This window comes from Peribacillus sp. RS7, assembly GCF_041956845.1.
Classification (GTDB): Bacteria; Bacillota; Bacilli; order Bacillales; family DSM-1321; genus Peribacillus.
Genome location: NZ_CP168135.1, coordinates 4,399,565 through 4,417,205 on the forward strand (window position 1 = coordinate 4,399,565; position 17,641 = coordinate 4,417,205).

A 17,641-nucleotide genomic window follows, 5' to 3' on the forward strand; every position below is an offset into this window, starting at 1 on the left:
TAGGAGGAAACGATTATGACAGGGAGATTTACAGGGAAAACGGCTTTAGTTACGGGTGGAAGCAGAGGGATTGGCCTGGCGATCGTCGAACTATTTGCAAGCGAAGGCGCAAATGTAGCCATTATCGATATCAACGAAGAGGTTTTGACATCAACAGGAAATGAATTAAGGGATAAGGGTTACACCATTTTTACAAAAGTGGCCAATGTGGTCAATTCCGAAGAAGTGGAAGCATCCATTAAAGAAATAGCCGACACATTCGGCTCTCTTGATATCCTCGTGAATAATGCGGGGGTCATCCGAGATAATCTACTTTTTAAAATGACCGATTCAGATTGGCAAACGGTGATGGATGTGCATTTAAAGGGTACCTTCAATGCAGTACGTTCCGCCCAGAAGCATATGGTTGCAAATAAATACGGAAGAATCATCAATATATCATCCACCTCCGCCCTTGGGAATCGTGGGCAGGCTAATTATTCAGCTGCAAAAGCCGGGCTTCAGGGGTTAACAAAAACACTAGCGATCGAACTTGGAAAATATGGAATAACGGCTAATTCGGTCGCACCAGGTTTTATCGAAACCGAAATGACGAAAGAAACAGCCAGGCGGGTGGGAGTGAGTTTTGAACAATTCATCCAGGATAGGGCAAACAGTATTCCTGTTGCTAGAAGCGGTTTGCCAAGTGATATTGCTCATGCTGTTGCATTCTTTGCTGATGAAGCATCCTCATTCATTAGTGGGCAGGTTTTATATGTCGCAGGCGGTCCAAAAAATTAAGGGAAAAGGCGGGATGTTATGTTCAACGAAAGTATTGGAAAACGATCCAAACCCGTTAAAAATATGGTTGAACGGGGTGCCGTTAAAAAATTCGCATTATCGATTGGTGATCCCCACCCGATTTTCATCGATGAAGAAATAGGCAGGCAATCAAGGTATGGAACGAATATCGCACCACCAACTTTCCCAAGGGTTTTTGATTTTGGGACGATCGAAAGCTTAAACCTCCCGAATAAAGGGTTGATTCACGGCGAGCAGATATATCGCTACAACAGGCCGCTGAAGGTAGGGGAAGAAATCACCTGTTATACGGAAGTGAAAGACTATTATGAGAAAAAGGGAAAACAAGGGGAAATGGGATTTCTAGCCTTTAAAAATTATGGGACGGATGCGGATGGGGAAATTGTCTTCACTGCTGAACAGCTTGTCATTATCAATGAAACGATCAGAAAGATGGTGATGAGTAAGTGACGACATTAACCGAACTTCATATTGGTGACTCGTTACATTCAATTGAGCTTGAACCTGTAACGCGTTTGGATCTCATTAAGTACGCTGGTGCATCAGGTGATTTCAATCCCATTCATACGATTGATGAGGAAGCAAAAAATGCTGGTCTTCCCGGTATCATCGCACATGGAATGTGGACGATGGGAAACCTCGCAAAGATTTTCAGTAATCTTTATGAAATCGGATTTATCGAAGAATACAAGATTCGTTTCAAAGGTATGGTTTTCTTGAATGATGTCCTAACTCTTCAAGCCGATCTAAAAGAAAAAAATGGGGATAGATATTTTTTCAATGTAGCGGCCACTAACCAGTCAGGTAAGGAAGCGATCAGTGGAGAGGTTATTTTTAAGACCTACTAAGGGAAAGTAGTGATGAAAGTTATTTCATCACTACTTTTTTTAGGAACGAAATTCGACAATTTTAAAGGGATTTCGAATTTTATCCAGAATTGTACTTAAAAAGAATTCTTTTTGCGGCGGTGAATAGTATTGAATCAAGTGAAACAGGATTCTCAGTTTAATTTGCTCAAAGAGTGGACCTTTCCTGCACTAGTCGTGGATTCTGCAAACCGGATAAAGGATTGGGGCTATTATTTTAATCAATTGTTAGGTCAGAATGGTAATAAAATATTAACCGAACAATTCGATGAGTGGCAATTTCTCGATAATAAAAGGCTTGCAGCTGCAAGGCTGCGTGATAAACGGTATTTATTTTTATTGATGAAACAAATGGATACTGACAATATTCTATATATAGGCAGAGAAACACAATTTTTGGATGATTTATTGATTGATGCTCATGAAACGGATAAGTTGAATCGCGCTCTGGATGCCATTATCGAAAATTCCTATGATGGGATATACATCACCGATCAAGATGGAATCACCCTTTATACCAATTCGGCAATTGAACGGATCACTGGCATTCCAAAAGAGTATTATATAGGCAAGTCGGTGGACCAATTGATTAAGCGCGGCATCCTGAATGCTTCGGTGACGCATAAGGTAGTGAAGCTGAGACGAACGGTATCAGTCGTACAGGATAATTTTGCTGGAAAAGAAACATTGATTACAGGAAGTCCCGTTTTTAATGCGGCAGGGGAAATAGAGCAAGTCGTTACGAATATAAGAGATTTATCAGATTTAAATGAACTGATGCATGAGTTAACGAAAGTTAATGAATTGAATAATCAATATAAGCAGGAAATTGAAAAACTGCGGAAGATAACAAGCCAGGATGGCGTCGTATTCGTCAGTGATAAGATGAAAATGATTTATGAGATTGCTGAAAGAATATCGGATATTGATGCGACCGTACTCATTTTAGGAGAAACGGGCGTTGGAAAAGATGTCCTTGCCCGTAATATTTATAATCGGAGCATCCGATCTAAAAAAGGAGATTTCATCAAAATAAATTGTGGGGCAATTCCTGCTGATTTATTGGAATCCGAGCTCTTTGGATATGAAGGAGGGGCATTTACCGGTGCCAATCAAAAAGGTAAACCAGGGATGTTTGAGCTGGCGGAAAGTGGGATCTTGTTCTTGGATGAAGTCGGTGAGCTTCCCCTGCAACTTCAAGTGAAGCTGCTTCGGGCCCTTCAGGAAAGGGAGATTCAAAGAATCGGAGGTACAAAGCCAAAGAAAATCGATGTTCGCATAATCGCAGCCACGAACCGGAATCTATCGGAAATGGTCAAATCGGGCGATTTTCGTGAAGACCTCTTTTATAGGCTGAATGTCATTCCGATTACGATTCCTCCCCTAAGGGAAAGAAGAGAAGATATCTTGGCATTGATTGACCTATTTTTAACAAAGGCAAACGAACAATATAAATTCTCAAAAGAAATAGATTCGAGGCTGAAGGAATACTTTTATCAACATGATTGGCCAGGAAATGTCCGTGAATTGATTAATATAGTGGAAAGGCTCGTCGTACTGACGGATAATCATTTATTATCGATTAACGACCTTCCAGAAGAATATCAGCCGGAAAATCGGAATCAGCCCAACCGTAATTCTTCCCTAACTTTAAAGGAAGCGGTGGAAAGAGCCGAAAAGGAAATCCTGACGAAAGCGGCTCAAACCTACCAAACTACATATGAAATCGCAGAAGCCCTTGATTCCAGCCAGGCAACAATTGTGCGGAAACTTAAAAAATATCGATTGAAGGTCAGTGGAAAAGAATAGGTAAGTATGAAATGCACCTCCCATTGTTGGACACCATCCAACAATGGGAGGTGCATTTTTTTTTGACTAAATACCGGATAGGCGAAAAATTACATGGAGTTAAGTACTTGGAAGGGGAAAAATTTTATAGATCCATCGCAGATGAAAGAAATGTAGTTTTATCCATCTAATAAGATGGGTGACTTGCTATCTAGTAGACGGGATGGGAGGAATTGCCTTATTAAAGATTGTTATTTACTTTTTTCTAATATTCAAATAAATAAGGAAAAATATTATTGTGTTAGCAAGATCAAGGTAGGGTTTTAAATTATCCATCATGAAATCACCTTCTTTTTTCAATAAGTAGTCTCCAACCAATATTTGTCTTTGGCAACCCTTGTATATACTCTAGAAACGTTCAACTTGGAATTTTGAGATGCTCAATACTTAATCTCCCCCCATATGCACTGTAATTTAATGTCTCCGTACCTCATGGGCTTCTATTGAACAGTACTGAGTTCTAACTTCATCACATCAGAGATACCAACATCAGTAAGAAACATAGAACTCATTACTGAATAACGAAGTAATATTCTTTTCATGAATAAACTACCTCAACTTGGTAAGGAGCCTTCTTTACAAGAACAACAGATAGATAATTACCACATATTTTGTTCATATCAAAAATTACCCCCGAAAAAATTTCGTTTTTAATGTTGCTTTTTGTGCATGATTACCTCCTATTGCGAGAAATAAATGTAGTTGTGAAGGGTATTTTTAGATACTTGTCTTTTTATTTCTTCATTCTGATTCTTTTACTGATTCAGAAATGATTTTTTCAGTCAAAAGTGAATGATGGATAACCCATATGGAACCCATACATTTGGTTTTTACAATTCAATAATGAATTCACAGTGCTGGGAATAGGCGGTTGGACAGTGTGTTACTTATGGCACGGCACTTGCATTCATAAATAGGAAATTAAATCTATCTACGGAAGAACCTGTAGAAAGTGCGAGGTGAAAGGGGTGAACGATCCAGACGATTACCGCGGGGAAACTGTTAATCAGAGAAGAAGGAATCAGTGGCTATCCCTAAAAACAGCATATGCATTTCAGATAATCGTATCGCCTGGGATTCATTAGGCAGAAAGAATAAGGACTTAAAAACGTTAGGTGCATGTACTGAAATAAGTAGTCATTATAAATGAAAGCGCTAACAAGAACCCGAGTGGTGTTATCCGCTACTCCTAAGCTATATCTGTAGGCGGAAAGAATAGGGAAATAAACAGTGCCTATCTAATTGATCGATGATTGAGTTACTGCTCCTCCTCGAGAGGTTGAGCCAGTGAGGAATAAGTGAAAGTGTTTTTCGTCGCAGAAGTGTGCTTTCAAAATATGGACAGGAATGTGGGCCAGGGAATGAACCTAGGAGCAAAGTGAAATTCAATAATTATCAGGGAGGAAGTAAATGGATATTTTGATCCAGCAGCTTTTTAATGGTTTGACGATTGGCAGCGTATATAGTCTTGTTGCCCTGGGATTGACGCTAGTATATGGAATTTTGCATATCCCGAACTTTGCCCACGGTGCCCTATATATGTTGGGTGGATATATCACGTTGTCAATGATGACATTATATGGGGTCAATTACTGGATTGCCATGTTTGTATCCGTTATCGTTGTTGGTTTGTTGGGAGTCCTTTTGGAACGTTTCGTGTTTCGTCTGTTAAGGGAGGCACCTCCATTGCACGATAAGATAGCAGCAATCGGCATTCTCCTTTTTCTTGAAGCTTTTGCCCAATTTGTCTGGGGTGCAGACTTCCATACAATGACTTCTCCATACGGCCAAGTCGTCAACTTCATGGGCTTGACGTTCACACTACAGCGGTTATTGATCATCGTGTCAGCTATCGCAGTAATGGTTTTACTTTATCTTTTCCTTAAGAAAACTTATACCGGGTCAACGATAATAGCGATGTCCCAAAGCCGTGAAGGTGCGTCATTAGTGGGAATCAACATTAATAAAGTCGCGATGCTGACCTTCATGATATCGGGTGGTTTAGCTGCCATCGCTTCATCCCTTGCATCACCGATTAACCTTGTTTTTCCCGGCATGGGGCATTTAGTCATCCTAAAAGCATTCGTCATTATCATCTTGGGCGGGATGGGGAGCATCCCGGGGGCGATCGTAGGCGGATATATCCTAGGTTTTAGTGAGAGCCTGGGCGCAACTTATATTTCAAATGATTATAAGGACATCATCGCATTCATTCTTTTAGTCGTGATATTAACCGTGAAACCAACAGGTCTTTTTGCCAAGGGGGAGAGGTAGCGTGAAGATCTTAACGAAAAGAAATGGAATCATCGCTCTTATCATCTTTGCATTTTCATTCCCCTTTATCGCGCAAAACGACTATTATCTCCATATGCTGACGCTTTCGTTCATCTGGGCGATAGCTGTTTATGGGATTAATTTACTGTCAGGATATACTGGATATCTCTCACTTGCACATGCTGGATTTTTTGCCATTGGAGCATATTCACTTGGCCTGCTGACGGTAAAAGCGGGAATGAACTTTTGGTTGGCACTTGTAACGGCATGTTTAATCACATGTGCAATTGGGTTTTTAATCGGATTGATAGCGTTGAGGACAAAGGAACACTTTTTCGCGATTTATACCCTATGTGTTGGTTACATCATATATCTGGTCATCGATAAATGGGAGGGGCTTACAGAAGGGGTTAGGGGATTGATCGGTATTCCTGCTCCTGGAAATATAGGTCCAATCGCATTTGATACTGCAGCATCACAATATTATTTGGTCCTCATTTTCCTGCTTGCAGTGATTTTGATCGTGTATCGAATTATCCGCTCGTTGACCGGCAGGACGTATATGGCCATCAGGAACAGCGAGGACCTTGCACAAACGATAGGCATATCCACAATGAAGAATAAGTTAACCGCATTTGTCCTATCCACATTCTTTGCAGGTTTAGCAGGTGCCTTGTATGCTTCATTCATTCGCTTCATTGGACCTGATATCGGATCAACTGCCATAATGTTCGATCTATTGATGTATTTATTGGTTGGTGGAATCGGGACACTCTCAGGTCCATTGGTAGGTACATTACTATTAGTTATCCTTTCGCAGAATCTGCAATTCCTTCAAGAATATCGAATGTTGATATTCGGACCATTGCTTACGATAATCATCATCTTTTATCCGCGCGGAATCTCAGGGGCCATCTTTGATTGGCAAAACAAGCGAAAAGTTAATAAGCGGTCCAAGGTGAGAAACGAAATTCACATGAAAGCGGAGGAGGGATGAGTTTGCTTATCGAAACGAGGAATTTGACAAAGCGGTTTGGCGGATTAGCGGCGGTCAATAATGTGGATTTTATGATTGAAAAAGGCAGAATCAATGCAATAATCGGACCGAATGGTGCAGGAAAATCAACTTTTTTCAACTTGATCAGTGGCTTTCATCGCCCAACTTCAGGTACGGTCCTTTTTAAAGGGATAGATATCACCAAACTTCCTGCCAATGAAATTGCAGGGCTTGGAATTTCAAGGACCTTTCAAACGACAAGCCTTTTTGATCAATCGACCGTCTTGGATAATGTCATTGTCGGGCATAGACTGCGTACCAAATCCAATTTGGTTGATGCCATTCTAAGAACAAACCGTTTAAAACGGGAGGAAGCGGCATGCAGGGATAAGGCAATGGAGGTGCTTGATATTGTTGGATTGACGCAATCTGCTGACAGAATGGTCTCCAGCATCTCGCAGGAGGAAAAGAAACGGACAGCCATTGCCCTTGCCCTTGCAACGGAACCGGAAATTATCTTTCTCGATGAACCTGCTGCGGGAATCAACCCGGATGAAACGGAAGGTTTGACAGAACTGATTAAAAAATTAAATCGATCAGGACTGACCATTTGTTTAATCGAGCACAAAATGCATATGATCATGAACTTGGCAGATCAAATCATGGTCCTTAATTACGGGGAAAAAATTGCCGAGGGCACACCTAAGGAGATCCGCGGAAATGAAGCGGTGATTAAAGCCTATTTGGGAGGTAGTGCCAGTGCTTAAGTTAACCGATGTCGCCGTGAATTATGGGAGTTTCACTGCGATAAAACATGTGAATATCGAAGTTGCCAAGGAAGAAATCGTAGTTTTGTTAGGAGCTAATGGGGCAGGGAAAAGCACGACTTTTCGTTCCATAAGCGGTATCAGTAAGCTGTCCAAGGGGGAAATTCATTTTCAGGGCATGCCCATAGGGGGCCGTGCCCCGGATAAGAATGTTCTGGAGGGAATAGTCCAGTGTGCCGAGGGACGTAAACTATTTCCACAGATGACCGTCCAGGAAAACCTGAGGATGGGTGCCTATGTGCATCGAAAGAAAAAGGCGGAGATCAAGGATTCCTTGGAATACGTCTATCATTTATTCCCGATTTTAAAAGAAAAGCATCATGATGAAGCGGGAAGCCTGAGCGGAGGTCAACAGCAAATGCTGGCAATTGGAAGGGCCTTGATGTCGAAACCCAAATTGTTGATGCTTGATGAGCCTTCGGTGGGACTGGCTCCACTTATTGTCGAACAGATGTTTCAAGTCATTGAAGAAATAAACCGGGAAGGAATCACGATCCTGCTTGCGGAACAAAACGCGAATGCTGCCCTTAGCATTGCAGATAAAGGATATGTTTTTGAAAATGGGGAAATTGTCGTTCAAGGGACAGCCAGTGATTTATTAGCCAATGATGAAGTAAGGAAAGCATATATTGGAGCCTGAAAAATTGAATGGGGGATTTTTATGAAAAAATTGAAAGTAATATTTGTCTTCATGCTGCTAATGATCACTGTTTTGACTGGGTGCAATAAAGGGGATAGCACTGTGTCTAGCAGTGGCGGTAAAGGTAAAAGTGAAAATGTCGTTAACATTGGTTTTAGCGGTCCATTAAGCGGGGCAGCAGCGCTATATGGGAAAAGGACATTGAATGGTGTCGAAATGGCCGTCAATGAAATTAACGATGCTGGTGGTTTTGAAGTGGATGGTAAGAAATACACATTGAATTTGGTATCATTGGATGATAAATACTTACCAAATGAAACAGGTGCGAATGCAAAACGGCTAATTCAGGAACATGATACGCCGATCATTTTCACGCCTCATAGCGGAGGTGTGTTGGCACTGCAGGTTTTTAATGAACAAGAGGAATTCATCATTGGTGCTTATACGAGTGAACCGACAGTGACCGAGAGTGGAAATTCATTAACCGTTCGAATTCCGCCGAATTACGAAGGGTATATCGAACCTTTTACAACTTACGCAATGGAAAATTTCGGCAAGAAAATAGCCGCTTTACCTACTTCCTCCCAATATGGTAAAGACTGGACGGAAGCCGTTCTCCCACATTGGGAAAAGCAAGGCGGTAAAGTCGTTTATAATTCGTCGATCGATTTCGCCAAAGAAACCGATTTCTTCACGATCGTTACCAATGCCTTGAAAAAAGACCCTGATGTTCTATTTATCGGTGGTGCTTCGGAACCTACGGCAAAAGTAGCGAAGCAAGCTCGGGAGCTAGGGTTTAAAGGCGGTTTCATCATCATGGATCAAGCAAAGCTAGATCAAATGAAGCCGATTGCCGGTTCATATGAAACATTGGAAGGCTCGATTGGCGTTCTTCCACTGATGGATTCGGATGAAGAAGCAGTTCCCGCTTTCGTTGAGAAATATCAAAAGAACTATAAGGAAGATCCAAGTTCCGAAGTAGGTTTGAATTATATCGCCATGTATGCCTTTGTTGAAGCTATGAAATCTGCAGGCAGTGTGGATGATGCGAAGGCTATCCGTAAACATATGCAGGATGGTCTTTCAAATATAGGGCCAGATCAAAAAATATATGATATTCCCTCAATTGATGAAAATGGAGGATTTGCATCAACTATTGTCGTCGGCGCTGTCGAAGACGGGAAAGTTGTCCCCGTCCGTTAACTGGGTCAGGGGTTGCAGGCGTCCCGAGTCCTGTGAGTAAACCAGTTTAGCATTTTGTTATAGTACTTATGCGTGTATCGTACCCAAGTTTGGGAACGGTACACGTTTTTTTATTGTCGGAAAAATCAGGAGTGCAATATTACAAAACTAGAGGTTTCTATGGGTAAATCATTACACGCAGAAGGCGGCTATAGATGCATCCATTTCCCCGGGATGTAATGAAATTTTATTTGATTCCAAATAAGGAGATTGCCTGTGTGGGGTATGTTAAGGGAATGAATAATGTGAATTTTACAAAAATATCTTGTGCTAAAGTAATGAAACCGCTATCATTGAATATAATATGAAATATAATTTCATTATTTTCTATCAAATTTTGAAATTATATTTAAGCAATAGGAGGATTTGATTGTCTATGGAAGAACATCTGCGTTCGTTAACGACTGAATTACGGAACGAAGGGACGATGAATATCGATAGTGTAAATACGATGGAAATCATTTCAGCAATCAATAAAGAAGATTCAAAGGTGGCAGCAGCGGTACAGGAGGTTTTGCCAGAAATAAAAACGGTAGTTGAATGGGCTTACGAATCGTTAAAAAAAGGTGGGAGACTCATATACATCGGAGCAGGAACGAGCGGAAGACTCGGTGTTCTGGATGCCGTGGAATGTCCACCTACTTTCAGTACCCCGCCTGATAGGGTGCTGGGAATTATTGCAGGAGGGGAAAAGGCATTTGTTCGGGCTGTTGAAGGAGCGGAGGATAAAGAAGAGTTTGGGGAATCTGATTTAATTGACGTGAACCTTACAGCAATTGATACGGTAATAGGCATTGCGGCAAGCGGCCGTACCCCTTATGTGAGGGGCGCTTTACGTTATGCAAGGAAAGTTGGGGCTAAAGCGGTGGCTTTATCATGCAATAAAAACGCGAGCATCACAGAAGCAGCTGATATAGGGATTGAAGTGGTGGTCGGACCGGAAGTGTTAACGGGATCCACGAGAATGAAAGCGGCAACCGCACATAAAATGGTACTCAATATGATTTCAACAGCAACCATGATCCGCTTGGGAAAAGTCTATGAAAATCTGATGGTTGATGTAAATGTCAGTAATCAAAAACTGAAGGACCGTGCGATAGGCATCATAGAAACTGTAACGAATGCTGACTATGATCAAGCTTTGAATACGCTTGAGAAGGCAAATAATCAAGTTAAACCAGCGATTGTCATGATAAAAACGGCAACAGATTATCAAAAAGCAATCGAGTTACTGGAAAAGGCTGATGGAGATGTCAGAAAAGCCATCTCGATCCATAAAGATTAAGGAGGGAAACAATGGCTACAGGAGGATTATCCATCATACAGACGATGTTGAGCAAGCTGCCGCAATCAGAACAAAAACTAGCAGAATATATTCTACAGAATCCTCATGAAGTTGTGAACAGCACTGTACAGGAATTGAGTACGTCTGCCCAAACCAGCGGGGCTGCTGTTATTAGGTTGTGTAAATCGCTTGGAATAAAGGGGTTTCAAGATCTGAAAATAAGGATAGCTGGAGATTTGATGAAGACTGTAGAACAGGGTTACCGGGATATCGAGCCTTCCGAATCACTGTATCGGATTGTTGAGAAAACGACGAGTAATTCGATTCAGACCATTCGGGACACATCTGAAATAATCGATCATGATAATCTCAAACAGGCTATAACGCTGATGCTGAACGCTAAAACCGTCCACTTTTGCGGAGTGGGTGCTTCGAATATAGTTGCTGCAGATGCTCAGCAAAAATTACTTCGCATCAATAAAGGGGCAACTGCTTTTACAGATATGCATTTAGTTGCAACCCTGATTGCAAATGCAGATGAAAATGACATCGTTTTTGCCATTTCATTCTCAGGGGAAACACCTGAAGTTGTCAATATACTGAAGCTTGCTAAAGAACGTGGGGTCAAGACGATCGGGCTTACTCATTTTGGCCAAACAACGGTGTCTTCTTTATGTGATGCGACACTGTATACATCCTTTTCGAATGAAGCACCGTTTCGAAGTGCAGCAACATCCTCACGATTGGCGCAGTTATATATGATTGACATTTTGTTTTTGGGGATGGCTTCAGAGCAATATGAAGAAACTGTCCAATATATTGATAACACCAGGTCCGCAATCAAATCGATGACGGATCGATATAAATGAATATTACGAGATTTGACAAAGGGGGTTTTTGAATGGGTAAGGGGGATAAGTACGCCAGTTTAGCAGAAGAGATATTGGGGAAATTAGGTGGGGCATCGAATGTTGCCGATGCTGCACATTGTATGACCAGACTAAGGGTAATGCCAATCGATCGTTCAAAAGTAAACATGGATGATATAAAAAACACGGACGGCGTTCTTGGCGTCATTGAAGAAGAAACGATCCAAATCGTCCTGGGACCAGGCGTGGTGAACAAGGTTCATACAGAATTTGAAAAGCTTCTGGAGTCTTCCGGCGGTTTGGACTTAAAAGAAGTGGCCTCGAAGAACAAATCCGAGAATGATAGGAAAAACGCCAAACCTTTTAAACTTTTTTTACGCAGGATTGCAAGCATTTTCATCCCCTTAATTCCCGCGTTAGTGGCATCAGGTTTGATTACCGGTATTACAAAAGCGATCGTTCAAGCGGGCTGGCTTGCAGCAGAGTCGCAATTAGCCATCATTTTAACCGTTATCGGGTCAGGGCTCTTTGCCTATTTGGGAATTTTGGTTGGGACCAATGCGGCAAAGGAATACGGCGGATCACCTGCACTTGGTGCAGTAGCGGGTATCTTGGTCATCAATCCGGCAGTCGGCGACATTTCATTGTTCGGTGAAAATTTACTTCCTGGCCGCGGTGGGTTGATAGGAGTCCTTTTTGCTGCTATCTTCATAGCCTTGGTGGAAAAACAGGTCAGGAAATTCATTCCGCAATCACTGGATATCATTTTGACGCCAACCATCGCTTTACTCATTACCGGGATTGTCACTTACATTGTTTTTATGCCGGTAGGAGGGTTTTTATCGGATGCCATTACGACAGGGTTATTGAATATATTGGATATCGGCGGTGTTGTAGCAGGATTCGTGCTTGGTGCGGCATTCCTACCTCTCGTCATTACTGGTTTACATCAAGGTTTAACGCCAGTTCATCTAGAATTGATCAATTCGATTGGAGATGATCCACTGCTACCCATTTTGGCAATGGGAGGTGCAGGGCAAGTAGGAGCGGCATTTGCCATCTATATGAAAACGAAGAAAGCTAGTTTAAAGAGAGCAATCGGCGGGGGTCTTCCTTCAGGGATGCTTGGTATCGGCGAACCGCTTATATTTGGAGTGACGCTGCCACTGGGCCGGCCTTTCTTAACCGCCTGTTTAGGTGCAGGAGTAGGTGGGGCATTCCAAGCTCATTTCGGAATCGCAACGTCGTCTATCGGTGTTTCTGGACTACCGCTTACCTTTTTAGTGCATCCAAACCAAATCGGTCTGTTCCTCGTAGGGTTGTTTATTTCCTATATAGCAGGATTTGTTTTTACGTATTTGTTTGGATTTAAAGATGAAATGGCAGTAGAATTCAAGTGATTGGAATCTCTTTTTATTTACAGGATCCACATGCAGAAGCACAAATTATCCATGCCGCCAACCTAGGAGTGAAGAGGGCATTTACCTCGCTTCATATTCCTGAAGAAAAGGGTGACCTCGTAAAGAGGATGATCAAGCTTTTAAAGCTTTCAGAGTCCTATGGAATGGAAATCCATGCAGATGTATCATTAAACACGCTTAATCATTTGGGGATTAGCAAACTTGAGGATTTATGGCCATTAGGGATTAAAGGTATTCGCCTTGATGATGGGTTTGATCAAGAAGCGGTTACATCTTTATCTAAGGTGTTTTCCCTCTCACTGAATGCAAGTACGTGGAATGAAGATGAACTTCTAGCCGTGCTTGGGAGCGGGGTGGAACCGGAAAGTTTGATAGCATGGCACAACTTTTATCCAAGGCGTGAAACGGGACTTGAGGAAGAATTCTTTCATGTGCAAAATCGTATGTTCAAGAAATACGGCATACCGATTTTTGCTTTCATCCCGGGTGCTGGGAGTAAACGCGGCCCACTGCATGAGGGCCTTCCAACGCTTGAAAAACACAGGTTGATGAATCCATATGCTGCCGGTGTTGAGCTGTTTCAGCATGTGGAGGGAGTTTTCGTTGGAGATCAAGGAACGGAGAATAATTTGCTTGAGAATCTAATTACCTATAAAAGTCTAAATATTCTATCTATTAGAGTGAAATCCCGACTCTTGCAAAGCGGTCAGTTTAAATTGAGGCCAGATGTTTCTCAAGATGTTTTCCGGCTGCAAAATACCCGAGTCACAGTAAATGTTGAACCGAGTAATACTGTTGCACGCACCCTTGGATCCATAACGATGGACAATGATGGATACGGTCGATATCGGGGAGAGGTTCAAATTTGCAGGAGAGACCTGGAGGCAAGTCATCGGGTCAATGTGATAGGGCGAATTATAGAAGAAGATATTCCCTTGCTGTCCCTTCTAAAGCCTGGTCAAACGATAAAACTTATAATTGAGTGACCAATTGGGCTCTGAAAATCAATTATACAGGGATAAATGGATATATTCATGAAGGCTTGTTAAAAGAAGGCGGCTGATGGGGTTCCGGATGCTGCCTTGATTTCTTTTTATGACCTAAATAGCTCATTTCCAATCTCATCCTTTCAGGGTTATGGATATGGAATTGTTACTAACAGAACTAAAAAGTATACAAGGGAGGAAGCCTAAATGATAAAAAGGATATGTGCCCCTGCTGGAATCGCATTATTCTTGGTTTTATCCAGTCTGGGAGGGAATGCGACAGCAAAGGGATCAGAGAATGAGAATGAAAAATCAGTATCGGAAATTCAGGAAATCGTAGAAAACATGACAATCGATGAAAAAGTCGGTCAAATGCTCATGCCGGATTTTCGCAATTGGCAAAAACAAGGAGAAGCTAAGGCTACAGGGTTTACTGAAATGAACTCAGAAGTTGCAAGCATCATCAAAAAATATCATCTGGGCGGTGTGATTCTGTTTGCTGAAAATGTAGTCGATACCGAACAAACTGTTCGGCTCACGGATGGTTTGCAAATGGCAAGCCCAGACCTTCCGCTGTTCATTACGATTGATCAGGAAGGAGGAATCGTAACTCGCCTTCAAACTGGAACGAACCTTCCTGGTAATATGGCGCTTGGTGCAGCCAGAAATGGAAATTACGCTTATCAAACTGGAGAAATCATTGGAAAGGAACTTTCGTCACTTGGCATAAATGTCAATTTTGGGCCGTCTGTCGATGTCAATAATAATCCCGGAAATCCAGTTATTGGCGTTCGTTCCTTCAGTTCTGATCCAGAACTTGTATCAAAGCTTGGCATTCAGACGATAAAAGGATTGCAAAACCAGAACATGATAGCAACGACCAAGCATTTTCCTGGTCATGGAGATACAGCAGTCGATAGTCATTATGGACTCCCACTTGTCTCTCATGATAAAGAGCGTTTGCGTTCCATAGAGTTGGTTCCTTTCCAAAAGGCCATCGATGCTGGAGTGGATATGATGATGACTGCACATGTTCAATTTCCTGCATTCGATGACACTACGTATATCAGTAAAAATGACGGACAAGAAATTATGGTTCCTGCAACGTTGTCACATAAGGTCATAACCGGTCTTTTACGTGAAGAAATGGGTTTTGACGGTGTTGTGGTCACAGATGCTTTGAATATGAAAGCCATTGCGGACAACTTCGGACAGGAAGAAGCTGTTGTCCTTGCCCTGAAATCGGGTGTTGATATTGCGTTAATGCCTGCACAAGTAAATTCGCTACAAATGGAAAAGAATATAACCTCTGTATTCCATGCAGTGAAGGCAGCAGTGGAAAGCGGCGAACTACCTCTAAGTCAAGTCAATCAATCCGTAACAAGGATACTTGAACTGAAAGTGAAAAGAGGGATATTAAACCCTGATAATACTCCGATCGATAAAAAAATCGAAACCGCGCTTCAAGTGGTCGGGAATGAAGATCATTTAAAAAAAGAAAGGAAAATCGCGGAAGATGCCATCACTCTATTGAAAAATGAAGATAGAACATTGCCTTTCAAACCTAAGAAAAATGATAAAGTTTTAGTTCTTGCCCCTTTTGATGATCAAGTTGAATCCATGTCAAGGAGCATCCTAGAATTAGCTGATAAAAAGAAAATAAAGAAAGTCCAAATAACGGGTATGAGTTTTTCAGGAAAGTCATTTACAGTTGAAGTGGCTAAACTAATCGATGAATCGGATTTTGTCTTAACCGGTTCCTATGTTGTCAAAAACGATCCGGCTGTAAATGATGGAGTGATCGATGATAGCATTCAAGATTCGTCGAAGTGGGCAACAGCCTTCCCAAGAGCGATCATGAACCATGCTAATAAGAAGGATAAAGAATTTGTTTTAATGAGTTTAAGAAACCCGTATGATGTTGCAAACTTTGAAGAAGCGAAAGCGGTTCTTGCTGTTTACGGGTTCAAAGGTTATTCGAATGGGCGTTATAGACAGCCGAATATCCCGGCAGGCATCTCGACCATTTTTGGAGAATCAAAACCTAAAGGCACGTTGCCGGTCGATATACCATCAGTGACTAAGCCCTCTGAAAGGCTTTATAAATTTGGATATGGATTAGATATTAAATCAGGAAGATCCATTAAAAAATAGGGAGGGAAGCAATTTGAAAAGAATGATTATCTTATTTACCATTTGCATGCTTTCTTTCGGCATCGTTTCCTCAAAAAGTGTAACCGCTGTTAAAGAGAAGAAAAAACAAAAAGTCAATCCCGGTATTGAAGTCCTTTTAAAAGAAGAAAAGGACGTGTTAAGCGGAAAGAAAGTCGGTTTGATCACGAATCCAACTGGCATCGATTCTAAATTAACCAGCATCGTAGATCTACTTCATGATGATCCGGATATTAATTTGACAGCGTTATTCGGTCCTGAACATGGAGTGCGAGGAGATGCGCAAGCAGGTGCAAGCGTTGAATATTATATTGATGAAAAAACAGGGTTGCCCGTTTATAGCTTATATGGCAAAACGAAAAAACCGACGCCCGAAATGTTAAAAGATGTTGAGGTCCTTGTCTTTGATATCCAGGATGTCGGAACACGCTATTACACGTATATCTACACGATGGCTTATGCAATGGAAGCAGCCAAAGAAAATGATATCCCCTTCATCGTGCTGGACCGGCCGAACCCACAAGGCGGGGAGTCGGTAGATGGACCGGTGCTTGAACCTGAATTCTCATCGTTTGTTGGTTTGTACCCAATACCGCTTAAGCATGGGATGACTGTTGGGGAACTCGCGACTTTGTTCAATAAGGAATTTAAAATTGGTGCAGATCTAAAGGTCATCAAGATGAAAGGCTGGAAGCGAGATATGGATTATGACGATACTGGGCTTCCTTTTGTCTTGCCGTCACCGAATATGCCGACAGTCTCCACTACATTCGTATATCCGGCTACAGGCTTGATCGAGGGAACGAATGTCTCGGAAGGCAGAGGAACGACTAAACCATTCGAGTTGATTGGTGCTCCTTATATAAACGGTGATGAGCTTGCTGGGAAATTAAATGCTCTTCGTTTACCTGGTGTAAAATTCAGGGCAGCCTCTTTTACACCTATGTTTTCAAAGCATGCAGGTAAACTTAGCCACGGAGTGGAAATTTATATAACGGATAGAGAGGAATTCAAGGCTGTCCCTACTGGACTTCACATCATCAAGACCATTCAGGACCTATATCCTGGTGATTTCGAATTCCTTGCAGCCAACAATTTCAATTTATTGATTGGAAATGGCTGGGTAAGGTCCAGAATTGAAGAAGGTTCTTCAGTAAATGAAATTATAAAAGAATATCAAGAAAAGCAGGATGCTTTTAAAAAGGTTCGCAAAAATTACTTACTCTATAAATAAGTGGAGAAAAAGGAAAAGTCCATTTGGACTTTTCTTTTTTTATGAACATTAGAAGGAGGAGTAAATCGCTAAGACTTTTTTCCTGAATATAGTCAATTTATTAATGAAATGAAGTTCTAAAATGGAAGGAACCGTTGTCTAATAGAATATGGGGTTTGCCCTAAATCAGTAATTGTCAG

General features: G+C 41.7%; 15 protein-coding genes. All 15 read left to right on the forward strand.

All coding sequences use genetic code 11. The features are described from left to right. Positions 1-15: 15 nt before the first annotated feature. The 15 genes from ACDZ29_RS22005 to ACDZ29_RS22075 all read left to right on the forward strand — a co-directional run bounded on the left by ACDZ29_RS22005 (position 16) and on the right by ACDZ29_RS22075 (position 17,462). Positions 16-780 carry an SDR family oxidoreductase gene (locus tag ACDZ29_RS22005; protein ID WP_375088654.1) on the forward strand — a complete coding sequence of 255 codons (765 nt, stop codon included), beginning with the start codon at positions 16-18 and terminating at the stop codon, positions 778-780. 18 nt (positions 781-798) lie between these two features. Beyond that, the gene (locus ACDZ29_RS22010; RefSeq protein ID WP_370014836.1) at positions 799-1,251 is read left to right on the forward strand and encodes a MaoC family dehydratase N-terminal domain-containing protein; all 453 of its coding nucleotides are present in this window, start codon (positions 799-801) and stop codon (positions 1,249-1,251) included. Next, entirely contained in the window at positions 1,248-1,649 is a 402-nt protein-coding gene (locus ACDZ29_RS22015; protein ID WP_375088655.1) for a MaoC/PaaZ C-terminal domain-containing protein, read from the forward strand. The genes ACDZ29_RS22010 and ACDZ29_RS22015 overlap by 4 nt, the downstream gene beginning before the upstream one ends. 138 nt (positions 1,650-1,787) lie before the next feature. After that, positions 1,788-3,476, forward strand: a complete 1,689-nt coding sequence (locus ACDZ29_RS22020) for a sigma-54 interaction domain-containing protein (RefSeq protein ID WP_370017029.1) — start codon at positions 1,788-1,790, stop codon at positions 3,474-3,476. A gap of 1,449 nt (positions 3,477-4,925) precedes the next feature. Continuing rightward, complete coding sequence (locus tag ACDZ29_RS22025; RefSeq protein WP_289316610.1) at positions 4,926-5,789, forward strand: branched-chain amino acid ABC transporter permease; 864 nt, start codon at positions 4,926-4,928, stop codon at positions 5,787-5,789. A gap of 1 nt (position 5,790) precedes the next feature. Further along, positions 5,791-6,786 carry a branched-chain amino acid ABC transporter permease gene (locus ACDZ29_RS22030; protein ID WP_375088656.1) on the forward strand — a complete coding sequence of 332 codons (996 nt, stop codon included), beginning with the start codon at positions 5,791-5,793 and terminating at the stop codon, positions 6,784-6,786. After that, a complete protein-coding gene (locus ACDZ29_RS22035; protein WP_289324868.1) occupies positions 6,783-7,553 on the forward strand; it encodes an ABC transporter ATP-binding protein in 771 nt (256 codons plus the stop codon). Before ACDZ29_RS22030 ends, ACDZ29_RS22035 begins: the two co-directional genes overlap by 4 nt. Beyond that, positions 7,546-8,253: an ABC transporter ATP-binding protein gene (locus tag ACDZ29_RS22040; RefSeq protein WP_375088657.1), complete on the forward strand. Its 708-nt coding sequence runs from the start codon at positions 7,546-7,548 to the stop codon at positions 8,251-8,253. Before ACDZ29_RS22035 ends, ACDZ29_RS22040 begins: the two co-directional genes overlap by 8 nt. A 21-nt stretch (positions 8,254-8,274) precedes the next feature. Then, a complete protein-coding gene (locus tag ACDZ29_RS22045) occupies positions 8,275-9,456 on the forward strand; it encodes an ABC transporter substrate-binding protein (protein ID WP_289324870.1) in 1,182 nt (393 codons plus the stop codon). A 415-nt stretch (positions 9,457-9,871) separates the two neighbouring features. Continuing rightward, positions 9,872-10,780, forward strand: a complete 909-nt coding sequence (murQ, locus tag ACDZ29_RS22050) for an N-acetylmuramic acid 6-phosphate etherase (RefSeq protein ID WP_375091197.1) — start codon at positions 9,872-9,874, stop codon at positions 10,778-10,780. 11 nt (positions 10,781-10,791) lie between these two features. Beyond that, a complete protein-coding gene (locus ACDZ29_RS22055; protein WP_289324871.1) occupies positions 10,792-11,649 on the forward strand; it encodes a MurR/RpiR family transcriptional regulator in 858 nt (285 codons plus the stop codon). A 32-nt stretch (positions 11,650-11,681) separates the two neighbouring features. Then, entirely contained in the window at positions 11,682-13,049 is a 1,368-nt protein-coding gene (locus ACDZ29_RS22060; protein ID WP_289324872.1) for a PTS transporter subunit EIIC, read from the forward strand. Continuing rightward, positions 13,046-14,056: a MupG family TIM beta-alpha barrel fold protein gene (locus ACDZ29_RS22065; RefSeq protein ID WP_375088658.1), complete on the forward strand. Its 1,011-nt coding sequence runs from the start codon at positions 13,046-13,048 to the stop codon at positions 14,054-14,056. Before ACDZ29_RS22060 ends, ACDZ29_RS22065 begins: the two co-directional genes overlap by 4 nt. 207 nt (positions 14,057-14,263) lie before the next feature. Continuing rightward, on the forward strand, positions 14,264-16,210 hold the full coding sequence (locus ACDZ29_RS22070; protein ID WP_375088659.1) for a glycoside hydrolase family 3 N-terminal domain-containing protein: 1,947 nt from the start codon (positions 14,264-14,266) through the stop codon (positions 16,208-16,210). 13 nt (positions 16,211-16,223) lie between these two features. After that, positions 16,224-17,462, forward strand: a complete 1,239-nt coding sequence (locus ACDZ29_RS22075; protein WP_370014843.1) for an exo-beta-N-acetylmuramidase NamZ domain-containing protein — start codon at positions 16,224-16,226, stop codon at positions 17,460-17,462. The last annotated feature ends 179 nt before the right edge of the window (positions 17,463-17,641 follow it).